The organism is Sphingomonas sp. QA11 (assembly GCF_028473665.1).
Taxonomy (GTDB): domain Bacteria; phylum Pseudomonadota; class Alphaproteobacteria; order Sphingomonadales; family Sphingomonadaceae; genus Sphingomonas; species Sphingomonas phytovorans.
The window spans coordinates 5337594-5359211 of the sequence record NZ_CP098774.1; the positions used below are offsets into that span (position 1 = coordinate 5337594).

Sequence of the window (21618 nt, forward strand, 5' to 3'; positions counted from 1 at the left end):
GCGCCCGAGTGTTGCGCGTTTGCAGGGGAATGGCAATTTGCCGGTGCTGGCGATTATCGCGTGCGGGCGCTCCCGAATTTGTCCGCGCGGCGCTGGCCGACCATCAGGCCCCGTTCCAGCCTGGCGCACAACGCCGCGTAATAGTCCGACAGGAACCGGTAATCGTCGCCATCGTCGGGGATGTCCGCCTTGCGCCGGATCGTCGTCGCCACGGTCGCGATCGCGTCGTCGCGCCCGCCCCGGAGCACGTCTTCCAGCGTCTGGAGCTCGTAGATACCGTACAGGCTGAGTGCTGCCTCGCTGAAACTACGGCGCTGCCGCGAGATTTCTCCGCCCAGATCATCACCAAGCGTACCGCTGGTCGTGCGTACGACCCAGGTTCCCGCGATCAGGTCTCCGACCCGGAGCCGATCGCGATTGAACAGCGGGAAGAACAGGAAGATCCCGCTCCAGCTGAGCGCGAACAGGACAAGGAACCCGTCCGCCTGGCCCTGCGCCGATTGTATCGCCAGGAAGGACATCGGCAGAAATACCTCGATCTCGCGCATGGCGTTGCGCGCCAGCACGGCGCCGCCGGTCAACCGTGCCCCGTCACGTGCCACCACGCGCAGGCCCATCAGCCGCTTGCCCGGCGTGGCGCCCCGGCCGCCCATTTCGAAGAGCGCGAACCAGCCGTTGCGCAGGATGAAGAAGCCGATCATCCAAAGGATGGCGAGCGCGCTCGACTTGATGGCGGTGAATAGCAGGGCGATAACGATCGTCGTCGCGACCAGCACGATCAGGATCGCGACGGCATCCAGCATGAACGCCGCGCCGCGTACGCCGGCGCCGCCCAGCTCGAGCTGCAGGTCGACGCCCTCCGGCGTCACGAAATTGCGGCGGAGCGATTTGGGGAGGCGTGGCCCCTTGCGGAAAGGCCAGCGCATCAGGTGCGCCTCGGCAGATAGAAATAGACGAGCCAGCCCGCGAGCATGGCGAGCCCGATCGCATAGCGGGTGGTATCTCCGGTTACCGTCTGGCGGCCGATGCCCTCCAGCAGGCCGGCGATCGCCAGCATGACCACCGCGCCACCCATGGCGACCGCGCCGGCACGTCCGGCGTTGACGACGGAGTCGCCGCGCGCGAGGCGGCCGGGAAAGGCGATGGCGGTGCCGACGCGGAAACCGGCCGCGCCGGACAGGATGATCGCGAACATCTCGGTCGTGCCGTGGATTGTCAGCCAGCCGGCGAATTCGAAACCGAGTCCTTTCGACGCGAACACTGCCATCATCGCCCCGAGCATCAGGCCGTTATAGATGATCAGCATCGCTGTCGGCACCGCAAAGGCGAAACCCAGGGCGAAGGAGAAGATCGCGATCTGGGCATTGTGCGTGAACAGGAAGGTGGCGAAGGTCGCGAGCAACTCCTCCTTGCTGTCGTAGAGCGTCGCCTTCAACGCTGCCGCCGAAGCGGTCGGATCGCGCCCGTTCGCCATGCCGTCGCCGACAATGCCGTAGAACCAGGTCGGATCGCTGACGACCAGCAGATAGCCGACCACCGCGCCCGCCACGGTCAGCAACAGCGCAACGAGCGTTTCCCGCCACAGGGATTTCACGGCGTCCGGCCAGCCATGGGCGAAGAAATGGGCAAGCTGGCGCAGCGCCGAGGTCGGCACGCCGTAGATCTGGAAATAGGCGCGGGCGCAGAGTTGCTCGAGATAGGCGACCAGCGACCGGTCGAGCGATGTTTCCCGCGCCACCGACAGGGTCGACAATGCCGAGCGATAGAGCAGGGGCAGGGCAAGCAGGTCGTCGTCGGACAGCGCCCGCACCGACCGCTTCTCGCACCGGGTTACAAGCTGGTCGAGCCGTTCCCAGTCCGCTGAATGCACCTTGCGGAAACGGCTGGCATTGACCAGCACTGGCTGCGCATCGACAAAGGCCGATGACCGGCCCTGCTTGCGGGTGGTGCCTGGCGAGGTCACAACAGGTTCCTCCGCTTGAGATCGATATAGCCTTCGACGAGCCGCTCGCTGACCTTGTCGTGCTCGCTCTCGATCAGATGCACCCCGAGATGCCGCAACCGCGTCATGACGATCCGGCGGTCCTTGAGCAGCGCCGCCGCGGTCACCGCGCGGGTCACGTCATCGGCGCTTTGCGGTGCGCTGTCGGCGATCGCCTCGGCTTCCTCTTCGCGCAGCACGACGATCAGCAGCAAATGGGTCTTCACGATCCGCGCGGCGGCGCGGACCAGGAACTCGGCGGTGGTAAGGTCGGTGAACTCGGTGAAGAGGACGATCATCGATCGCCGGTTGAGCTGGGTCGCGAGCGTGGTCAGGGCGAAGGTATAGTTGGTTTCCTCGCCGCTATAATCGATGCCGGCGGCAAGCCGCTGGAGCTCAGCGAAGGAGGTCGTCCCGGAGATCAGGCCGCTGGCGATGCGCGGGCGCGAATCGAAGGAATGGAGCGCGATCCGGTCACCCAGCTTGAGCGCCACCCATGCCGTCAGCAGCATCGCCGAAACGGCACGGTCGACGCGGGGCAGGCCCGCGACCGGCTCTGTCATCTGGCGCCCTGCATCGACTGCGAAGACGATCTGGTTATTGCGCTCAGTCCGGTATTCCTTGGCGTGCAGTTTCACGTGCCGCGCCGATTGCTTCCAGTCGATCGCCCGCCTGTCCATGCCCGACCGGAATTCGACCAGCGCGTCGAAATCGGCGCCGTCGCCGCGATCGATCTGCGCGATCAGACCTTGCAGGGCGTGCCGCTGGAAAATCTGGGCGCCGCGCTCGCGCACCGGGCGGATATCGGGGATGATCGGGAAGCTCGCGTCCAGCGGCATCTCGCGCTGCTTCCAGGCCAGGCCGAAGGGCCCGCGCCAGCGCAGCCACAGCCGGTCTATCCGGCCCAGCCCGCGCCGTACCGCCGTCAGGGGCAGTAGCGCCGCGCCGCGTCCGTTCTTCAGTGCTATCCGCAGCCGCCCATCGTCTTCGACGGCAAGCAGCGGGCCGGTGGCGACCGCGATCTCGGCGGATGGGGGCGGCGTGCCGTCGCCAAGCACGACACTGATTGTCGCATCCACTGTCGCGCCGACGCAGACACTGGGGATAGCTTCAAGCCGCGCGCTGCCCCTGCGCGCGCCGGAAAAGGCGTCGATCAGGGTAAGGATCAGCACCGCGACCGGCCACGCAAGCCCTGCATACCAGCGCGACGGCAGAAGGACGGCGATCAGCAGCGCGACGGGCGCACCCGCCGCCGCCGCCACGACCGCCGCGCGCGTCGGATAGATCAACGGGGCGCCTCGATGGCCTCGATGATGCCGAGCAGGACATCCTCGATCGATCGCCCGTCGATCTCGGCCGCCGGCGACAGGATGAGGCGGTGGCGCAGCAAGGCCGGAGCCAGGGCCTTCACATCGTCCGGAAGCACGAAATCACGTCCATCGATCGCCGCCCGCGCGCGCGCCGCGCCCGCCAGCATGGCGCCGGCGCGCGGGCTTGCGCCGCTTTCCAGGTCGGCCACATCGCGCGTCGCGCGGATCAGGGCGGTGATATAGTCGATCACCTCGTCGACCAGCCTTATGCCCGCAACCGCCGTGAGGGCCGCGTCGATCTTCGCCGCGTCCGCGCGTTTTTCCACGTCCCAGTCGGCCGGCGTCATTGCCGGGTGCGCGCCGTGCCGTGCCACGATGCGGCGCTCCTCCTCGGCTGAAGGATAATCGACCGCCTGCTTGAACAGGAAACGATCGAGCTGCGCTTCGGGCAGCGGATAGACGCCCTGCTGTTCGATCGGGTTCTGCGTCGCGACGACCATGAAACGGTTGCCGAGCGCCAGGCTTTCGCCGTCGATCGTCACGGTGCGTTCCTGCATCGCTTCGAGCAGGGCGGCCTGGGTCTTGGGTGGTGCGCGATTGATTTCGTCGGCGAGCAGCAGGTCGGTGAAGATCGGCCCGCGGGTAAGGGTGAAGGTCGATGTTTGGAAATTGAACAGGTTCGCGCCGATGATATCGCCCGGCATGAGATCGGGCGTGAATTGAATCCGTCCGAAATCGAGCCCGATCACCTCGGCGAAGCTGCGTGCAAGCAGGGTCTTGGCAGTACCGGGAGGGCCCTCCAGCAGGATGTGGCCGCCGGAGAACAGGGCGACGAGCATCAGGTCGACGCTGGCTTCCTGCCCGACTACCGCCTTGCCGATCTCGACCCGTATCGCTTCCGCGAGCGCGCGCACCTCGTCAGTCGTCACCTGTTCTTCTCCCATAACCATTGATGCAGCGCCTGCGCTGCGGAAAGCACTGAATGCTGGTCGCGTGCGTCCCGCGCGGCCTGGGCCAGGTCGCTGAAGCGTGGCTGGCGCCCAAGCCCGTCGAGGTGCGAGTCGAGGGCGCCGTCCCGCAGATGCGCCGGGGCGCCGAAGATCGTGCTGGCCCGCTCCCGGGTCATGTCGGCATAACGATTGCCGAGCATGGCATATCGGCCGGCTTTTCGGACCAGCGCGGCGGCGTTGTCGATCAGCGCGACCTTGCCGAAGGCGATCGCGCGCGCGCGCCGACGCGGCGATCCGAAGCGCACCGCGCCCTGCCAGGCCGCGAGGAAAACGGCGATGGCAATCGCCAGGGTCATCGCAAGGAAGGGCGGGTCGAAGGCAAGCTTGAGCGGGCTTGGCGAGCGGCCGAAGCCGTTCAGCGTGACGTCGAAATAGATCGATGTCGCCTCGTTCGAGTTCAGCCAGTCGAGCAGATCAAGCGCTGAAGCGGCCTGACGCGCGTCAGCCATCCCGATGTTCGACAGCAGGTCAGGATCGGCGAGGACATAGAGCGGGCGGTCAGTCAGCTTGGCGAGCACGATGCGGCCCTGCGGGTCGGTGATCAGCGGCGTGAGACCGGTGCCCGAAATCGTTTGAAGCGGTCGCGGCGCCGTGAAGCGAATGGTTCGCGGGAGCTCGGGCGACGTGACAAGCGGCACGCCCGCGCTCCGGTGGCGAGCGACCTCGATCTCTTCCTTGGGCGCGAGGACACCCCCGGGATCGGAAGACGGCTTCAGACCCTTGTAATGGACCCAGCCGGTCCGTTCCGGATCTCCTACCGTCAGCCATTTCGGCAGGACGACGAGTGTCACCTTCGCCGATCGCTGGCTGAGTATGGGGAAGAGATTGGTTGTACCGGACTCGGGCGTCAGCACCACGAGATCTTCGGTATCCAGGCGATGGACATCGCGTGCCACCTGGGGGTGGCGTCCGGTCGCCTCCGCCAGTCGAACAAGCCCGCTGAAGCCGGTCGCGGCGGTCGAAAGGGCATGGCCGCCACCGTTACGTCCGGATCGCAGGTCGGGAGCATAGGCGCCGAGCACCAGCGTGCCGATAAAGCCCAGGATACCGATCGCGAGAATCAATATGACCGTGCGCGCGCTGAACGCGCCATCCGCGCCCCTTGATCCGATGGCGATGTCGCTCATGCGCGCCAGGTTCCGGGCAGGGCGAAATCCGAATAGGCGGACCGGGCCGTTTCCCAATCCTCCGGTGCGACCGGCCGGCCGCCGAACAGGCTCTTCTCCACCAGGCGCGCGATGCCGGCGAACAGATCGCGGGCCGATGGCGGGATGGCGTCGGTCGCGGCAAGCTCGCGACTGGTGAGAGCTGGCCGGACGAGACGTGGCCGGCGGCGTGCGATATCCTCGATCGACCGGAACAGCAGATGATGGACAGCCTCAGCGTAACGGCCTTGCGCCGCCAGCGCATCGGCCTCGTTCAGCCAGGCGCGGGCCGGGGCCGCTTCGGGCGCCCAGGCTTCCTCGGGCATGTCAACTGAGATGCTGGTTCTCCGCCGGAGACGCGGCAGGCGCCACTCGCCGTGGCGGATTCGCTGATACACCATCCATAACAAGGCAGCAGCCGCCACCGCGATCACGCTCCACAGGAAGATGCGGGCATAGAGCGCGTCCGGCATGAAGCTGCTGATCCATTGGAAGAACCGCCCGACGGGACGCAACACCTCCACCAGCCACTCGCCCAGGTGCCGCAGCCACGCCGGCGGCTGCGGCGGTGGCGGCGCGGGCGTGAGCGAAAACTGGACTGACGGGTCCGCTTTCAGCGCGTCATGGCCGGCGGCGAAGCGCTCGGCGGCGGTTGCCGCCTGCTGCGTGTTACCCCCGCTCACATCTTCCCCCGATCACAATCAGCCCGTACCAAGCCTAGACAATGTCGGCAGCGGTGCAATTGCGGATATTGCACCGGAATGATTGTTACTTCTGACTTTACAGCCTGAAACGCCATCGTCACTCTGATCGATGGCAGGGCGCCGGGCGCGCGACTGACGGTCAAGGGGAAAACCATGGCGACGAGCATCAATGGCGCAAGCGATCGTTCCGTTTCGATCGGCCGGATATTCAGCCGGGCGTTCGGAACGATGGGCAGTAATCCGGTCACGGTCTTCGGAATCTCGCTGGTGTTCAGCGCGCTGCCCGGGGTTGTCATCAACCTGGTTAGCCAGCGCCTGGGCTATGTGCCGCAGAATCTGGCGACGGGCGTGATCACGCCGGTCCTTTATTATACCATCGCGGCCGTCGTCTCCGTGTTGAGCATCGCGTTCGTCATGCTGGCACAGGGTGCCCTGGTACGCGCCACCGCGGCCCATAGCGAAGGGCGCGAGGCCAGTTTCGCTGAGTCGGCGATGACGGGCCTGCGGGTGATCGTGCCGCTGTTCGTGCTTGGCCTGCTGCTGGCCATCGGCGTCGGCTTCGGTTTCCTCCTGCTGATCGTGCCGGGCGTCATCCTCTATCTCATGTGGGCGGTTGCCGCGCCGGCATTGGTGGAGGAGAAGACGGGCATCCTCGGCTCTTTCGGCCGGAGCAGCTATCTGACCAAGGGCGCGCGCTGGAAAGTCCTTGGTCTCGGGCTCATCATGGTCGTGATCTACTGGATATTCTCGGCCGTGATCGGCGTTCTCATGCTCAGCATATATGGTCTGAACGGACTCGCCGCCGTCGCGCAGCAGGGGTTTCCGATCGGCTTCCTCCTGGTGAGCGCGGTGCTCTCGACCATCGTCACCGCCATCGTCGCGACTATCCAGACCTCGCTCTATATTGAACTGCGCGACTGGAAGGATGGACCCGCGACCGAGGCGCTGACCGAGATCTTCGCCTGAGTTGATCGCGGCGGGTCGGGCCATGGGCCATGGCCGTTGCGGGCGGCACCTACGGACCCTATCCCATGGCCATGGAACAGCCTGACGCAGCGCCGCGCGCGACTTTCATCGCCAGACTCGCCCTTGCCGGTCTGCTCGGATTGCTTGGGCTTTGGATTGCCTGGACTTTTTTGCCATCGCTTGCCTGGGCGGTGGTGATCGCGGTCGCGATCGATCCGGTGCACATGCGGCTGCGCGAGCGATGGCCAGGTCCGGCCGGCCGGACCTGGACGGCTGCGACGATCGCGCTGCTGGTCGCGTTGGTCGTACTGGTGCCAGTAGCCGCCGGCATCACCCAGGCCGCGCGGGAGGCGCATGACGTTTCGATCTGGATCACCCAGGCACAGGCGAATGGCCTGCCATTGCCCGGCTGGGTGGCCAAGGTGCCGGTCGGCCGCGAGATGCTCACGACCTGGTGGCAGGCCAACCTCGCCACCCCGGAAGGCGCGGTCAACCAGTTCCACCATCTCCGCGATGTCGCCGATACGCGCCTGATCGGCAGCAACGTGCTGCACCGGCTGGTCGTTTTCGCCTTCACCCTGCTGACCCTGTTCTTCCTTTTGCGCGACCGGGATTCGATCATCGCGCAGCTCCGTCGGGCCGGGGACCGCCTGTTCGGTCCGACCGGGGAACGGGTGGGCGTCCAGGCGCTACGCTCGATCCGCGGGACGATCGACGGGCTAGTGCTGGTCGGCATCGGGGAGGGGGCGGTGATGACCCTGGTCTATATCACCCTCGGCGTGCCGCACCCCTTGCTGCTCGGCGCGGTGACCGCGGTGGCGGCGATGATCCCGTTCGGCGCGGCGCTGGTCTTCGCGATTGCCGGTGCCTTGCTGGTCGGCCTCGGATCGGTCGGCGGTGCGGTGGCGGTGATGGTGATCGGGCTGGTCGTGGTCGGCATCGCCGATCATTTCATCCGGCCCGTCCTGATCGGCGGCGCGACCCGGCTGCCTTTTTTGTGGGTGCTGATCGGCATCCTCGGCGGCGTCGAGACCTTGGGGTTGCTCGGCCTGTTCATCGGCCCCGCGACGATGGCAGTGCTGGTCATGCTGTGGCGCGAGTTTCTCGAACAGCCGGAACAGGAGCAAGACGATGCGTCCCCGGCGACATGATGTGATGACGGCCCGGGCCCGAACTGGATTCGTGGTCGACGATGTCGAATGAGCGCAAGCCCCGAAAGATGCAGATCCTGATCGAGGCTGATGCGGGGGATTCGCTCGAAGGCATCTGGGATCAGGAGGCGCAACGCCTGAAGATCAGGGTAATGCGGGACAGCAAGCCTGTCAGCGCTCGCGGCATAACCGAGACCACCTTCTATGAAGGAACTGGTCGGCGCAAATTCATCCATGAAACGATGTTCGGGAAATCCTCCGACTTCACCGTCGATCCGAACGAGACGCTTCGGCTCTATCATCAGGTCTGGGCGGTGGACACCAACAGCAAGCCCGGCTTTGGCGGAATCATGAACGTCACCGGGGTCTCAGTGGTGGCGACCGACGGCAGCAACGTCATCGCGCCGGTGGCGGTCCTCTTCTTCGGCCGGACGGCGGGCAAGGCCGAGCTTTGTGGGTGGCGGCGCTTCATTGATGTCGCGCTATCCAATCCGCGATACGATGCCGGTCATCGTTATGCGCTCATCGTCGATGCCGACTATCCGAACCTTGCCGACTTCAACCATCGCCGTCGGCCAATTCATGGCGATTTTTACCTGCCCGATAATTTCACGCTGATCTACGCGACCGCGGACAAGCCGGACAGCATCCTGAATCGAGCGTTGAAGATGAGCGACATCGTGGCGACCAAATATCGCGAGCGCGCACTCCGGTTGCCTCGCAACGCCGCCTATTTTGCCGATGTCTTGGACGAGGAAACCCATCAGGTCGCGGTGGGCCTGATCCAGCCTGAATAGTCGGGGCCGCTTCTCAATACACCCCGCCGACCGCCTGCACCGTCGCCACCGCGATCTGCAACCGGCTGGTGCGCACATCAAGCAGGGAACGCTGCGCGTCGAGCGCTGCGGTCTGGGCCGTCACCACCTCAAGATAATCCGACGCCCCGTCGCGATAACGGATCAGGGCGAGGTCGCGGGTGCGTTCGGCGGCGGTCGTCGCGTTCTGCTGGTCGGCTTCCTGCACCGCAAGATGGCGGGCGCGGGCGAGATCGTCCTCTACTTCGCGGAAGGCGGTCAGCACGGTCGAACGATAGCTCGCGGCGGCTTCGTCATATTGCGCCCGGCTGATCTTCACCCGGGCCTGCCGGGCGCCGCCGTCGAAGATCGATAAAGCGGCCGACAGCGGCCCGAGTGCCCAGAAAGCGTTCGGCGCGCTGAAGATGCTCGTGTTGCCTGCCTCGAATCCGCCGGCCCCGCCCAGGCTGAGCGAGGGGTAGAGCGCGGCGCGCGCGACGCCGATCCGGGCGTTGGCGGCCGCGATGCGCTCGGCCGCGGCGGCGATGTCGGGACGGCGCTGGAGCAGGTCGGACGGCACGCCGACGGGGATCGCCGGTGGAACGAACGGGGCACCGGATACCGGCAGCGAGAAGCTGGACGGGGATTCGCCCACCAGGATCGCGACCGCGTGTTCAAGCGCGGCACGATCCGCGGCGATGGAAGACAGTTCTGCCTTTGCGCTCGACAGGATGGCGGCGGCACGGCTGACGTCGATACCGGAGGCAATGCCGCCGGCATGCCGCGTATCCGTCAGGTCATAGGCGCGCTGGAACGCTTCAACTGTCTGCCTGAGCAGGGTGATGCGTGCATCGAGTCCGCGCATCCGCACATAATTGTCAGCCAGCGCCGCCTGGAGACCGAGCCGCACGCCGGCAAGATCCTGTGCGCTGGCGCGGGCATCGGCCGCACCGGCCTTGATCGAATTGCGCACCCGGCCGAACAGGTCGATCTCATAGGAAAGCGAGGCACCGATGCGCAGGTCATTGTCGGTTACCGCCGTGCCAGAGCCGAAGGGGCGCCCAGCGGAGACGCGTGAGCGCCCGGCAAGCGCGCCGGCATCAACGCGCGGCAGCGCTTGCGCGCCCGCCTCGCGCAGCGCGGCGCGGGCCTGGTCGTAGCGAGCGACCGCCGCGGCCAGATCCGGATTGGCCGCCTCGATCCGGGATTCCAGATCGTTGAGTGTCGGATCGGCGAACAATGTCCACCATTTGCCGGCCTCGGGCGGCGTCGCGGCGACGGGCTGCCACGCGCCGAGTTCCTTGTAGGCCGGCGCGGCAGGGCTGGGCGGGAGCGTTTCGGGCGGGGCCAGCGAACAGGCGGTGAGGGCGGTTGCAAGGAGCGCGGCTACAAATCCCCTTCTCCTCAGCGGAGGGTTTGGAAGTGACACGCTACCCATCTCAGCTTGCCGCACGGGTGGCCCCCGGCCTGGTCGTGCGCACCGCATCGCCGGTCTGGAGCGAGTCGGGTGGGTTGTCGATCACGCGGTCGCTGGCGTTCAGCCCGGCGCTGATCTCGACATTGTCGCCATTGTCGCGGCCGATCGTGACCGTCTTGAGCAAGGCCTTGCCGTCCGGCCCGATCACGGCGACCTGCGTGCCGTTCGCGCCGATGATCATCGCGCTCGGCGGCAGGCGGACGCCGGCGCCCGGACTGCCCGCGCCGAGCGGCAGCTTCACCTGGGCGTAGGCGCCCGGCTTCAGCGCCTTGTCGCCATTCGCTGCCTGGAACTCCATCAGCACCGTGCCCGACTGGGGATCGACCGCGCCGGCGCTCCGCACGAGCTGGATGTCAAAATCGCGCCCCGGATATTCCGGCACGCTGAGCGAGGCGTGCAGGCCTGGGTGGAAGGCGCCCGAATAGGGCTGGGGCACGCGAACATAGACGCGCATCCGCCCGATATCCGCGACGGTGAAGAGCGGGGTCGAGGCGGCGGTGCCGGCGGTGACGAGCGCGCCGATCTGGGTCGAGCGGCTGGTGACCACGCCGGAGAAGGGCGCCACGAGGTGCGTGAAGCCTTGCAGCGCACCAAGCCGGCGGACATTCGCGCTTGCTGCGTTGGCGATCGCGGTCTTGGCGGCCAGATCGCCGATCTTCTCGTCGGTCTCCTGCTTCGACACCGCGTCCTTCGCCAGCAGGTTGTTCCAGCGCGTGGCGGTCGACTGGGCGAGTGCGCGATTGGCCTGGGCGGTCTGGAGATCGGCCCGGGCGGCGGCGACCTGCTGGTCGACCTCGGGCGCGTCGAGCACCGCAAGAACCTGCCCGGCGCGGACGGGATCGCCGATATCGACGAACCAGCGGCTGATATAGCCGGTGGTGCGGGCATAGATCGCGGCGCTGTTATAGGCCTGGACGCTTCCCGGCAGGGTCAGCGCCTCGGCCTTTTCGGCAGCCGTCGGGCGGATGATCGTGACGACCGGGGTCGATTGAGCGTCGGTCCAGCGTGTCAGGCTGCTTTCAGTGCGCATCCGGCTGAAGATGCCGAACGCGACGACCAGCAAGGCGATCGCCACGGCGACGATGGCGAAGAGGCGCAGTTTGGTCCTGGGCCGTGAATCAACGGTATCGATACGGGTTTCAAGCATGCGATTCCTCCAGCGCGGCGGCGCGCTTGCTTGCCTTTTCGGCGTCCCGGCGATGGGCGATGCTGAAGATCACCGGGACGAACATCAACGTTGCGATCGTCGCCACGATCAGCCCGCCGATCACCGCGCGGCCCAGTGGCGCGTTCTGCTCGCCGCCCTCGCCAAGGCCCAGCGCCATCGGCAGCATGCCGATGATCATGGCGAGCGCGGTCATCAGCACCGGGCGGAACCGCGTCATCCCCGCCTCGAGGGCTGCCTTCGTCGCATCGGCATGCTCGGCGAGCCGTTCGCGCGCGAAGCTGACGACCAGGATCGAGTTGGCGGTGGCGACGCCCATGCACATGATCGCACCAGTCAGCGCCGGCACCGACAGCGTGGTGCCGGTGATGAACAGCATCCAGATGATGCCGGCGATTGCGCCGGGCAGGGCGGTGATGATGACGAACGGATCGAGCCAGCTCTGGAAGTTCACCACGATCAGCAGGTAGATCAGCAGGATCGCGCCGATCAGGCCGAAGAACAGGCCGGAAAAGGCGGTGTTCATCGTCTGGTACTGGCCGCGCAGCGTGACGGTCACGCCCTTGGGCGCCTGCGCTTTCATCTGTTTCAGCACATGGTTGATGTCGCCGGCCACGGCGCCGAGATCGCGGCCGTTGGGCGTCGCGAAAATATCGATCGATGGCGCGATATTGTAGTGGGAAACGACCGCGGCCGCGTTTCCGCGCACGAGGGTGGAGATGCCGCCGAGCACCTGGGATCCGGCATGGCCGGCACCGGTGATCGGGATGTTCTGCAGGTCGCTGAGCGATCCAATCTGATATTCCGGCGTCTGCGCGACGACCGAATAGGACACGCCGTTCTCGGGGTTGAGGTAGAAGACCGGGGATGTCTGGCCCGATCCGGCGAGCGCGCCCGACAGGCCGTTGGTCACGTCGCGTTCGGTCAGGCCGAACTGGCTGATCCGGCTGCGGTCGACCGCGACACGCATCTCGGGATAGCGCGCCGATTGCTGGATGCGCGCGTCGGCCACGCCCGGAATGGTCTGGAGCTTGCGCAGGATATTGCGCGCATAGGCATAGTTGGCGGCCTGGTCCCGCCCGCCCGCGATCTGCACGTCGATCGGCGCTGGCGCACCGAAATTCAGGATCTGGCTGGTGATGTCGGCGGGCAGGAAGGAGAAGGTCGTGCCGGGGAAGCCGCCGGGCAGCGCCTCGCGCAGCTGGCGGACATAGTCGGCCGTCGGCGCATGGTCCTTCGAAAGCTGGATTAGGATGTCGCCGTCCTGTGGACCGATCGTGCCGGAATTGTTGTAGATCACGTTGATGCCGCTGAACGGCAGGCCGATATTGTCGACGATCGAGACCAGTTCCTGCGCCGGGATGATCTGGCGAATGCGGCGCTGGATACGGTCGAACTCAGCCGATGTCTGTTCGATGCGTGAGCCTACCGGGGTTCGGACGTGCATGGTGATCTGTCCGGCATCGACCGACGGGAAGAAATTCTGTCCGAGGAACGGCACCAGCAGGAACGATACGGCCACGACCGCCAGGAAGCCGATCACGAAGCGCCGGCCGGAGCCGAGCGCGCGTTCAAGCAGGGCGCCATATCCGGTGCGGATGCGTTCGAACCGCGCCTCGAACCCGCGCTGGAAACGGACGAGCGGGTTGCGCGAATCCGGCCTGCCCGCCTCGTGAAGATGACCGGGCGCATGTGGTTTCAGCAGGAACATCGCCATGGTCGGGACAAGCGTGCGTGACAGGATGAACGATGCGATCATCGCGAACACCACGGCGAACGCGAGCGGCACGAACAGGAAACCGGCGACTCCCGGCAGGAAGAACATCGGCACGAATACGATGCAGATGCACAGTAGCGAGACGAAGGCTGGCGTCACGATCTGAGCGGCGCCGTCGAGGATCGAGGGGATGACACCCTTGCCCTGTTCCATGTGCCAGTTGATGTTCTCGATCGTCACCGTCGCGTCGTCGACCAGAATGCCGACCGCGAGGCTCAGCCCGCCCAAGGTCATGATGTTCAGCGTCTGGCCCGTGGCGGCCAGCGCGATCAGCGCGGCGAGGATCGCGAGCGGAATGGAAATGGCGATGATGACGGTCGATCGCCACGATCCCAGGAACAGCAGGATCATCAGGCTGGTCAGCGCGGCCGCGATCGCGCCTTCCTTGATCACGCCGTTGATCGCTGCCTTCACGAACAGGGACTGGTCGCCGATCGGCACGATCTTCAACGCGTCCGGCAAGCTCGCCTGCGCGCCCGGCAACGCGTCCTTGATTCCCTGCACGATCGCCAGGGTGGAGGTCGCGCCGTTCTTCAGGATCGTCATCAGAACGGATCGCGATCCGTCGACATGCACGACGTTGGTCTGCGGCGCGGTACCGTCGCGGACATGGGCGACATCGCGCATATAGATGGTGCCGCCATCGACCACCTTGATCGGCAGCGCGTTGAGCTCCTCGATCGATCCCGGCGCGTTGTTGAGCCGGACGGTGTACTGATAGCCGCCGATCTTGACGAAGCCGGCCGGGTTGATCTGGTTCTGCGCGGCGATGGCATTGGTCACGTCCTGCGCCGAGAGCCCTTTTGACTGGAGCGCCTGCGGATCCATGTCGATCTGGATCTGGCGCGACCGCCCGCCCGAGGGATAGGGGATGGCGGCGCCGGGCACCGTCACCAGCGCAGGCCGGATATTGTTCTGCGCAAGATCGAACATGCGCCCTTCGGACAGCCCCTTGCCCGACAGCGCGAGCTGAAGGATCGGCACGGTGGAGGCGTTGTAGTTCAGGATCAGCGGGGGCGTGGTGCCGACGGGCATCTGCCGCACCGCCGTCTGCGATACCGACGTCACCTGAGCGGTGGCGGTGCGGATATCGACGCCCGGCTGAAAATAGATCTTCACGATGCCGATACCGGGCATCGACTGGCTCTCGATATGATCGATATCGTTTACCGTGGTGGTCAGGATGCGCTCGTACGGCGTGATGATCCGGCCCGACATGTCCTCGGGCGACAGGCCGGCATAGTTCCAGGCCGTGGCAATCACCGGCACGCGGATCTCGGGGAAGATATCGACCGGGGTGCGCGCCGCCGCCAGCACGCCGACGATGGCGATCAGGATGGCCATGACGATGAAGGTCAGCGGACGTGCCAGCGCTACCTTGACGATACCGATCATTTGGGTCCGATCATGGCGGATCTCCGGGTCCCGGGGAGGGAATGCGACTGAGTCTTCTGGCGGCCGAATGAGCTTTTGCTGCACTTGCGTCCAATATGATTTGACCCCGGATCAAGACGTGCGACATATCGATCATGGAACTTCGCCATCTGCGATATTTCGTCGCCGTCGCCGATGAACTGCATTTCGGGCGCGCGGCACAGCATCTGGGCGTGTCGCAACCGCCGCTCAGCCAGCAGATCAGGGCGCTGGAGGATGAGCTTGGTGTGCGCCTGTTCGAACGGAGCAGTCGCAAGGTGGTGCTGACGGAGGCCGGCCGGGTCTTCCTTGACCAGGCCCGCGCCACCCTGACTCAGGCCGAGCATGCGGTGGACGTGGCGAAGCGCGCGGCGCGGGGGGATTTCGGCAGACTCACGGTAGGGTTCAATCCTTCCGCGCCGTTCGTGCCCGCGGTTGCCCGCGCGATCTTCGATTTCCGGCAACGCTATCCGGAGATGCGGATCGAACTGCTCGAACTTTCACCAGGCGCGCAGGTCGCCGAACTCGCGGCCGGCGAGATCGACATCAGCTTCCTGCGCAGCCCGACGCCGCCGCTGGTGCCGCCCGGCATCATCGCGACGCGCGTGCTTGAGGAACGGCTCTATATCGCGATGCGATCGGACCATCGCTTTGCCCGCAAGGCCAGCCTGTCGTTCAAGGACCTGCACGGCGAGCCGATGATCTTCTATTCGAGCGAGCAGAAGGGCAGCTTCGCCGGGCATTTCCTCGACATGCTGCACGAGGTTGGCGTCGAGCCGATCATGGCGCAGGACGTTCGCGAGATATCGACTCTGTTCGGCCTGGTCGTCGCCGGACTGGGCACGGCGGTGCTGGCAGAATCGCTGCGCGCGCTCCAGCCGGCCGGGCTGGTCTATCGCCCGCTGCGGGACAAGAAGGCGATCTCCTCGCTCTGGATCCTCAGCGCGAAGAATGCCGCTGGCGTGGTCGCGCGGCAGTTCCTCGACATTCTCGAAGCATCGGGGTCGGACGTCTCGCAACAGAACATCCCGCCCCGGAATGGACCATAAGCACGTGGCTAGTAGTTCATGATGCGGAACTCGCAGCCATCGGGATTGGCTGCGCTGCCACTTGAATACGGCTATTCTTGAAGCCCCCCCCCCCGATCCCCGACCTGCAAGGTCGATATGACTTTCGTCTCCTTGCCCGTATGCGTCGGTTCTCTTGCTGCTTTACAAGCGCAATACACCTGATAGGCTTTGCTCCGACCGGAGGGAATCCATGCTGAAGATCGAGAAGCTCACCCATGTCTATGGCAACGGCACGGTGGCGCTGGATGGCGTCGACCTGACCATCCCGCCCGGCATGTTCGGGCTGCTCGGCCCCAACGGCGCCGGCAAGTCGACCCTGATGCGCACGGTCGCGACCCTGCAGACGCCGACATCGGGCAGCATCGACTTCGACGGGCTTGATGTCATCGCCGAGCCGGAGAAGCTGCGCCGGATGCTCGGCTATCTGCCGCAGGACTTCGGCGTCTATCCGCGCGTGTCGGCCTACGACATGCTCGATCACATGGCGGTGCTGAAGGGCATATCCGGCCGCGGCGAGCGCAAGGCGACGGTCGAGGGATTGCTCAACCAGGTCAATCTCTGGGGTGTCCGCAAGAAAGCGCTGGCTGGCTTCTCCGGCGGCATGCGCCAGCGTTTCGGTATCGCCCAGGCGCTGATCGGCGGGCCGAAGCTGATCATCGTCGACGAGCCGACCGCCGGTCTCGACCCGGAGGAGCGCAACCGCTTCCTCAACCTGCTCGGCGAGATCGGCGACAGCGTCGTGGTGATCCTGTCGACTCATATCGTCGAGGACGTGGCCGATCTCTGCCCGCGCATGGCGGTGCTGGCGGGCGGTCGCATCCTGCTTGAGGGCGCGCCGCTCGATCTGATCGCGGCGACTCAGGGGCGCATCTGGGAAAAGACCATCGACCGCGCGGAACTCGAGGGATATCGCGAGCAGCACCGCGTGATCTCGACGCGCTTGTTCGCGGGGCGGACGGTCATCCATGTCCTTGCCGATGCCGCACCCGATGCCGGCTTCCACCCGGTGTCAGGGGGCCTTGAGGATGTCTATTTCTCGACGCTCGATACCTCGCGCCGCGCGGCCTGACGCCCATGTTCCGCGGCATCTTCGGCTTCGAGCTCCGCTACCAGCTGCGTAATCCGGTCTTCTGGGTCGCGGTGGTCGCCTTCTTCCTGTGCGGCTTCGGCGCGACCACGATCGACCAGATCCAGATCGGATCGGGCGGCAACGTCCACAAGAACGCGCCCTATGCGATCGCGCAGGTCGTGATGATCATGTCGGTCTTCTACATGTTCGTCTCGACCGCATTCGTCGCCAATGTGGTCGTGCGCGACGACGAGACCGGCTTCGGCCCGATCGTGCGCGCCACGCGAATCACCCGCAGCGCCTATCTGCTTGGCCGCTATTCCGGCGCCTATGTGGCCGCCGCGCTTGGCTTCCTTGCCGTTCTGGCCGGCATCTGGATCGGCACCTTCATGCCCTGGGTCGACCGCGAGGTGCTCGGCCCGAACATCTTCTCTTATTATGCGATGCCCTTTCTGCTGGTCGGGCTGCCAAACCTGCTGCTCACTTCGGCGCTGTTCTTCGCACTTGCGACGGCAACCCGGTCGATGATGGCGACCTATCTCGGTGTCGTCGGGTTCCTGATCCTGTGGACGATCGCCAGTGTCGTGCTCGATCGCAACCCGGCCTATGAACTGGCGGGGGCCTATGGCGAGCCGTTCGGCGTCGGTGCCTTTTCCTATGCGACCAAATACTGGACGGCGGCGGATCGCAACACGCTCGTCCCGCCGATCGACGGCATGTTCCTGTGGAACCGCGCCATCGTCATCGCGATCGGCGTTGGCGCGCTGGCGGTGGCGGTCGCCACCTTCAGTTTCGGCACCAGGCCGTCAAAGGCGAGCAGGCGCGCATTGAGGCTTCAGCAGCAGGTCGAAGCGCGCGCGCCGTCCGGTCAGGCCGGTCCGTTGCCTGTACCCAGCTTCGGTCGCGCGACTGCCTTCGCCCAACTCCGCGTGCGGACCGCGCTCGAGCTCGGCCAGGTGTTCAAGAGCCCGGCCTTTTTCGTCCTGATGGCGCTCGGCCTGTTCAACGCGGCTGGCGCGATGGTCGATATCGGCGAATTGTTCGGCACGCCGGTGCTGCCGGTGACGCGCGTGGTGATCGGCCTGCTCGAAGGATCCTTCAGCATCGTCCCGGTGATCATCGCGATCTATTATGCCGGCGAACTCGTCTGGCGCGAGCGCGACCGCAAGATCCATGAGATCATCGATGCGTCGGCGATTCCCGACTGGGCCTATGTGGTGCCGAAGGCGCTCGCTGTCCTGCTGGTGATGTTGTCGACCCTGCTGGTCAGCGTGCTTGCCGGCCTTGGGGCGCAGCTGTTCCACGGCTATACCGACGTCGAGCTCGGCAAATATCTCCTCTGGTACGTGCTGCCCGACACGATCGGCTTCACGCTGATCGCGGTGCTTGCCGTCTTCATCCAGGCGCTCAGCCCGAACAAATATCTCGGCTGGGGCCTGATGGTGTTCTATTTCATCATCGTCCGGGTCACGTTGCGCAATCTCGGCTTCGGCGATGCGCTCTATAATTACGGGCAAATCCCGGGCGTGCCGCTGTCCGACATGAATGGGCAGGGGCGTTTCTGGATCGGGGCGTACTGGCTGCGGCTCTACTGGTCGGCTTTCGCGCTGATCCTGCTGGTGCTGGCGCATGCGCTCTGGCGGCGCGGCACCGAGACCCGGCTGCGGCCGCGGCTCAAACGTCTCCCTCGCCGGTTGTCCGGCACGGCCGGGCTGGTTGGCGGCGTTGCGTTCGCGGTGTTCGTCGCGAGCGGGGTGTACATCTTCATCAACACCCATGTCTGGAACAGGTACAGCACGCCCGTCTCCGACGACGCTTTCACGGCAGAATATGAAAAGACGCTGCTGCCCTACCAGAAGCTGCCCCAGCTCTCCGTCGCGGCGGCGCGCGTCGCGGTGGACCTGCGCCCCCAGGAGCCAGGGCTCAGCGCGAAGGGCGTCCTGACTCTGGTCAACCGGACCTCCGGGCCGATCCGCGACGTGCACGTCCGCCTGGACGATCGCGTGACGAAGATCGGGTCGATCGCCATTCCGGGCGTGACGCTGGTGCGGGATTATCCGAAATTCCAGTACCGTATCTACCGGCTCGCGGCGCCGCTTGCGCCGGGCGGTGAGACCAGCCTGACCTTCCGCAGCGAGCGGACCCAGCGTGGCTTCCGCAACAGCGGTAACGATACGCGGGTCGTGCAGAACGGCACCTTCGTCAATAATTTCGAATTCGTGCCGACGATCGGCATGGACCGGAACGGGTTGCTGCAGGACCGGACCAAGCGCCGCAAATACGGCCTTCCGCCGGAGCTTCGGCCGGCGAAGCTGGAGGACATGGCCGCGACGCGTTTCAGCCAGCTACGTACTGACTGGATCAAGACCGACATCACCGTCACCACCGATGCCGGCCAGACGCCGATCGCGCCCGGCTACAAGGTCAGCGATACGACCGCGAACGGTCGTCGCACCGCGCGCTTCGTCGTCGATGCCCCGATCCAGAATTTCTATTCGGTCCAGTCGGCGCGCTACGTGGAAAAGCATGTGATGCACCACGGCGTAGACCTGTCGGTCTATTACGATGCCCGCCACGGCCGGAACGTCGATCGCATGCTCGCCGCCTTCGCGCACGGGCTCAATTATTATCAGCCGAATTTCGGTCCCTATCAGTTCCGGCAGGCGCGCATCATCGAGTTCCCCGATTATGCGCAGTTCGCCCAGGCGTTCGCCGGCACCATGCCCTATTCGGAAGGCATCGGTTTCATCGCGGACCTCTCCGATCCGGAGAAGATCGACTATGTCACCTATGTCACGGCGCATGAACTGGGCCATCAATGGTGGGCGCATCAGGCGATCGGTGCCGACATGCAGGGCGCGACGATGCTCACGGAAACGCTGGCGCAATATTCAGCGCTGATGGTGATGGAGAAGCTTTACGGCCGTGACCAGATCCGCCGTTTCCTGAAGTTCGAGCTCGACCGCTATCTCCGCAGCCGCGGCGGCGAGGTGATCGAGGAACTGCCGCTCTACCGGGTTGAGAACCAGCAATATATCCACTACCGCAAGGGGTCGCTGGTCATGTACCGGCTAAAGGATGCGCTGGGCGAGCAACGGGTCAATGCGGCGCTGAAGCGGTATCTCGAACGCTTCCGCTTCAAGGGCGCGCCTTATCCGCGCTCGCTCGACCTGATCGCCGAATTCCGGAAAGGCGCCAGCCCCGAAGAGCAGGCGCTGATCACCGACCTGTTCGAACGCATTTCGCTTTACGACATCAAGACCAAAGGTGCCGTGGTGAAGAAGCTGCCCGATGGCCGGTTCGAAACCACCCTGACGGTCGAGGCCCACAAGCTCTACGCCGACGGTAAGGGCAAGGAGACCGAGGCGCCGATGGCCGAGCAGGCGGAATTCGGCCTGTTCACGGCGATGCCGGGGCGCGGTGCGTTCGCGAAGAAGGACGTGCTGCTTCTCCAGCGCCTGCCTTTGAGGACCGGGACGCAGACCGTGAAGCTGGTCACGGCAAGGAAGCCGGCCTTTGCGGGCACCGACCCCTACAATATCCGTATCGACCGCAACTCCGAGGACAATGTCATCGCGACGACGGGGTGAGCGTCGAGAGGCCGCCTGCCGAACCTGATTGCATCAGGGACAATCGCTACGGGACTTTACGCACTTGCGGTCAATCGTGCTGCGGTGCACAACGATCAGGCCTTTCAGGCATCCTCTCCTAAAACTTTTTCGGGCCGGCCCTTTGGGACCGGCCCGTTTTTTTTGTTCTCACCCCCTATCGGGATGCAGGGGCATGCCCGATCAGGGCCGGGAGAGGTCGGCCTTCACCGCCGCGAGCAGATCCCGCCACCACTCGCCATGGCGCTTCAGGAACTGAATGCCGACCATGCCGTGGCGCGCCGCATGTGGAGCCGGGATGCTGTCCCAGCCGAGATGCTCGACCGTGACACGCGTTTCCGTGCCGATCGCTTCGAAGCGCACATCGACCAGGGTCGACTGGTCGTCGATAAAGCTCGCCTGGCGCCAGGTCAGTCCGAGCCGAACGCCCGGTTCCCAGTGCGTGACCTTGCCGATCTCGAACTCGGTGCCGTCGGCCTGGGTCTCGGTGAAGCGCCCGCCCACCAGCGGTTCGATCGCGAGCATGCCGGGGCCGGCCTGCGTGAACCGGAACATCGGGTTGGGCCGCCACCATGAATTGATATCGCGCGTGAAAGCCTCGAACACGCGCTCCGGCGTTGCTGCGATGCGTAGCGCGACCATGACACGCGAACTCATGGCATTTTCTCGACATGCGCCTTGAGCGCGGCGAGCTGGTCTGCCCAGAGCTGTTCGGTCTGGTCCACCCAGGATTTGAGCCCCGCCATCGACCCTGTCTTCAGCGCATAGATACGCACCCGCGCATCATAATCAGGATGAACTTCCTCGATCAGCCCGCCCGCCTTGAGCGTGCGCAGATGCCGGCTGAGCGCGGCGGGGCTCAGCCCGACACTCTCGGCCAGTTCGCCGGCGCGGTGCGGCCGGTCGCGCAGCAATTCCACCACGCGCCGCCGGTTTGGATCGGCAAGCGCGGCGAGCGTGCGGTCGATCGCGGCCGCC

Annotated in this window: 17 protein-coding genes; 6 read left to right on the forward strand and 11 right to left on the reverse strand. The window is 65.5% G+C overall.

Translation table 11 applies throughout. From position 1 onward, the window contains the following. Positions 1-53 precede the first annotated feature (53 nt). From NDN01_RS24675 to NDN01_RS24700, 6 genes are read right to left on the reverse strand one after another with little or no spacing between them, the layout of a single operon-like run. Positions 54-926, reverse strand: coding sequence for an RDD family protein (locus NDN01_RS24675; protein WP_272624863.1), 873 nt, complete (start codon positions 924-926; stop codon positions 54-56). After that, positions 926-1963, reverse strand: coding sequence for a stage II sporulation protein M (locus NDN01_RS24680; protein ID WP_272624864.1), 1038 nt, complete (start codon positions 1961-1963; stop codon positions 926-928). Before NDN01_RS24680 ends, NDN01_RS24675 begins: the two co-directional genes overlap by 1 nt. Next, positions 1960-3270, reverse strand: a complete 1311-nt coding sequence (locus tag NDN01_RS24685; RefSeq protein WP_272624865.1) for a DUF58 domain-containing protein — start codon at positions 3268-3270, stop codon at positions 1960-1962. The genes NDN01_RS24680 and NDN01_RS24685 overlap by 4 nt, the downstream gene beginning before the upstream one ends. Beyond that, on the reverse strand, positions 3267-4235 hold the full coding sequence (locus NDN01_RS24690) for an AAA family ATPase (RefSeq protein ID WP_443025268.1): 969 nt from the start codon (positions 4233-4235) through the stop codon (positions 3267-3269). The genes NDN01_RS24685 and NDN01_RS24690 overlap by 4 nt, the downstream gene beginning before the upstream one ends. Continuing rightward, positions 4217-5428 carry a DUF4350 domain-containing protein gene (locus tag NDN01_RS24695; protein WP_272624867.1) on the reverse strand — a complete coding sequence of 404 codons (1212 nt, stop codon included), beginning with the start codon at positions 5426-5428 and terminating at the stop codon, positions 4217-4219. The genes NDN01_RS24690 and NDN01_RS24695 overlap by 19 nt, the downstream gene beginning before the upstream one ends. Continuing rightward, positions 5425-6129 (reverse strand): DUF4129 domain-containing protein, encoded by a 705-nt coding sequence (locus NDN01_RS24700; protein WP_272624868.1) that lies wholly within the window; start codon positions 6127-6129, stop codon positions 5425-5427. Before NDN01_RS24700 ends, NDN01_RS24695 begins: the two co-directional genes overlap by 4 nt. 174 nt (positions 6130-6303) lie before the next feature. On the opposite strand from NDN01_RS24700, the gene NDN01_RS24705 reads away from it, so the two are divergent. From NDN01_RS24705 to NDN01_RS24715, 3 genes are all read left to right on the forward strand, one after another. After that, complete coding sequence (locus NDN01_RS24705) at positions 6304-7116, forward strand: YciC family protein (RefSeq protein ID WP_272624869.1); 813 nt, start codon at positions 6304-6306, stop codon at positions 7114-7116. 71 nt (positions 7117-7187) lie between these two features. Further along, positions 7188-8267: an AI-2E family transporter gene (locus NDN01_RS24710; protein WP_272624870.1), complete on the forward strand. Its 1080-nt coding sequence runs from the start codon at positions 7188-7190 to the stop codon at positions 8265-8267. A 68-nt stretch (positions 8268-8335) separates the two neighbouring features. Beyond that, positions 8336-9064, forward strand: coding sequence for a hypothetical protein (locus NDN01_RS24715; protein ID WP_272624871.1), 729 nt, complete (start codon positions 8336-8338; stop codon positions 9062-9064). A gap of 13 nt (positions 9065-9077) precedes the next feature. On the opposite strand, the gene NDN01_RS24720 is transcribed toward NDN01_RS24715, so the two are convergent. Genes NDN01_RS24720 through NDN01_RS24730 form a run of 3 tightly spaced genes read right to left on the reverse strand, consistent with a single transcriptional unit; the run spans position 9078 to position 14875 of the window. Continuing rightward, complete coding sequence (locus NDN01_RS24720; RefSeq protein WP_443025172.1) at positions 9078-10490, reverse strand: efflux transporter outer membrane subunit; 1413 nt, start codon at positions 10488-10490, stop codon at positions 9078-9080. A 10-nt stretch (positions 10491-10500) separates the two neighbouring features. Next, entirely contained in the window at positions 10501-11685 is a 1185-nt protein-coding gene (locus tag NDN01_RS24725; protein WP_272624872.1) for an efflux RND transporter periplasmic adaptor subunit, read from the reverse strand. Beyond that, the gene (locus tag NDN01_RS24730) at positions 11678-14875 is read right to left on the reverse strand and encodes an efflux RND transporter permease subunit (RefSeq protein WP_272624873.1); all 3198 of its coding nucleotides are present in this window, start codon (positions 14873-14875) and stop codon (positions 11678-11680) included. The genes NDN01_RS24725 and NDN01_RS24730 overlap by 8 nt, the downstream gene beginning before the upstream one ends. Positions 14876-15009: 134 nt before the next feature. Here NDN01_RS24730 and NDN01_RS24735 point away from each other — a divergent pair, with 134 nt between their 5' ends. The 3 genes from NDN01_RS24735 (at position 15010) to NDN01_RS24745 (ending at position 20622) form a co-directional block, all read left to right on the forward strand. Next, positions 15010-15942 (forward strand): LysR substrate-binding domain-containing protein, encoded by a 933-nt coding sequence (locus tag NDN01_RS24735; RefSeq protein WP_272624874.1) that lies wholly within the window; start codon positions 15010-15012, stop codon positions 15940-15942. Between the two features lie 211 nt (positions 15943-16153). After that, entirely contained in the window at positions 16154-17032 is an 879-nt protein-coding gene (locus NDN01_RS24740) for an ABC transporter ATP-binding protein (protein WP_272624875.1), read from the forward strand. A gap of 5 nt (positions 17033-17037) precedes the next feature. Then, entirely contained in the window at positions 17038-20622 is a 3585-nt protein-coding gene (locus NDN01_RS24745; protein WP_272624876.1) for an ABC transporter permease/M1 family aminopeptidase, read from the forward strand. Positions 20623-20823: 201 nt separating this feature from the next. Here NDN01_RS24745 and NDN01_RS24750 read toward each other — a convergent pair whose 3' ends face one another. Further along, entirely contained in the window at positions 20824-21297 is a 474-nt protein-coding gene (locus tag NDN01_RS24750; RefSeq protein ID WP_272624877.1) for an SRPBCC domain-containing protein, read from the reverse strand. Next, complete coding sequence (locus NDN01_RS24755) at positions 21294-21563, reverse strand: ArsR/SmtB family transcription factor (protein ID WP_443025173.1); 270 nt, start codon at positions 21561-21563, stop codon at positions 21294-21296. The genes NDN01_RS24750 and NDN01_RS24755 overlap by 4 nt, the downstream gene beginning before the upstream one ends. Between the last annotated feature and the right edge of the window lie 55 nt (positions 21564-21618).

What these genes read in the sequence shown, in the direction of transcription:
- NDN01_RS24715 (WP_272624871.1), top strand. Translation starts at nt 8,336, where the DNA reads ATGCAGATCCTGATCGAGGCTGATGCGGGGGATTCGCTCGAAGGCATC.
- NDN01_RS24705 (WP_272624869.1), top strand. Translation starts at nt 6,304, where the DNA reads ATGGCGACGAGCATCAATGGCGCAAGCGATCGTTCCGTTTCGATCGGC.
- NDN01_RS24735 (WP_272624874.1), top strand. Translation starts at nt 15,010, where the DNA reads ATGGAACTTCGCCATCTGCGATATTTCGTCGCCGTCGCCGATGAACTG.
- NDN01_RS24740 (WP_272624875.1), top strand. Translation starts at nt 16,154, where the DNA reads ATGCTGAAGATCGAGAAGCTCACCCATGTCTATGGCAACGGCACGGTG.
- NDN01_RS24675 (WP_272624863.1), bottom strand. Translation starts at nt 926, where the DNA reads ATGCGCTGGCCTTTCCGCAAGGGGCCACGCCTCCCCAAATCGCTCCGC.
- NDN01_RS24730 (WP_272624873.1), bottom strand. Translation starts at nt 14,875, where the DNA reads ATGATCGGTATCGTCAAGGTAGCGCTGGCACGTCCGCTGACCTTCATC.
- NDN01_RS24690 (WP_443025268.1), bottom strand. Translation starts at nt 4,235, where the DNA reads ATGGGAGAAGAACAGGTGACGACTGACGAGGTGCGCGCGCTCGCGGAA.
- NDN01_RS24750 (WP_272624877.1), bottom strand. Translation starts at nt 21,297, where the DNA reads ATGAGTTCGCGTGTCATGGTCGCGCTACGCATCGCAGCAACGCCGGAG.
- NDN01_RS24725 (WP_272624872.1), bottom strand. Translation starts at nt 11,685, where the DNA reads ATGCTTGAAACCCGTATCGATACCGTTGATTCACGGCCCAGGACCAAA.
- NDN01_RS24745 (WP_272624876.1), top strand. Translation starts at nt 17,038, where the DNA reads ATGTTCCGCGGCATCTTCGGCTTCGAGCTCCGCTACCAGCTGCGTAAT.
- NDN01_RS24710 (WP_272624870.1), top strand. Translation starts at nt 7,188, where the DNA reads ATGGAACAGCCTGACGCAGCGCCGCGCGCGACTTTCATCGCCAGACTC.
- NDN01_RS24695 (WP_272624867.1), bottom strand. Translation starts at nt 5,428, where the DNA reads ATGAGCGACATCGCCATCGGATCAAGGGGCGCGGATGGCGCGTTCAGC.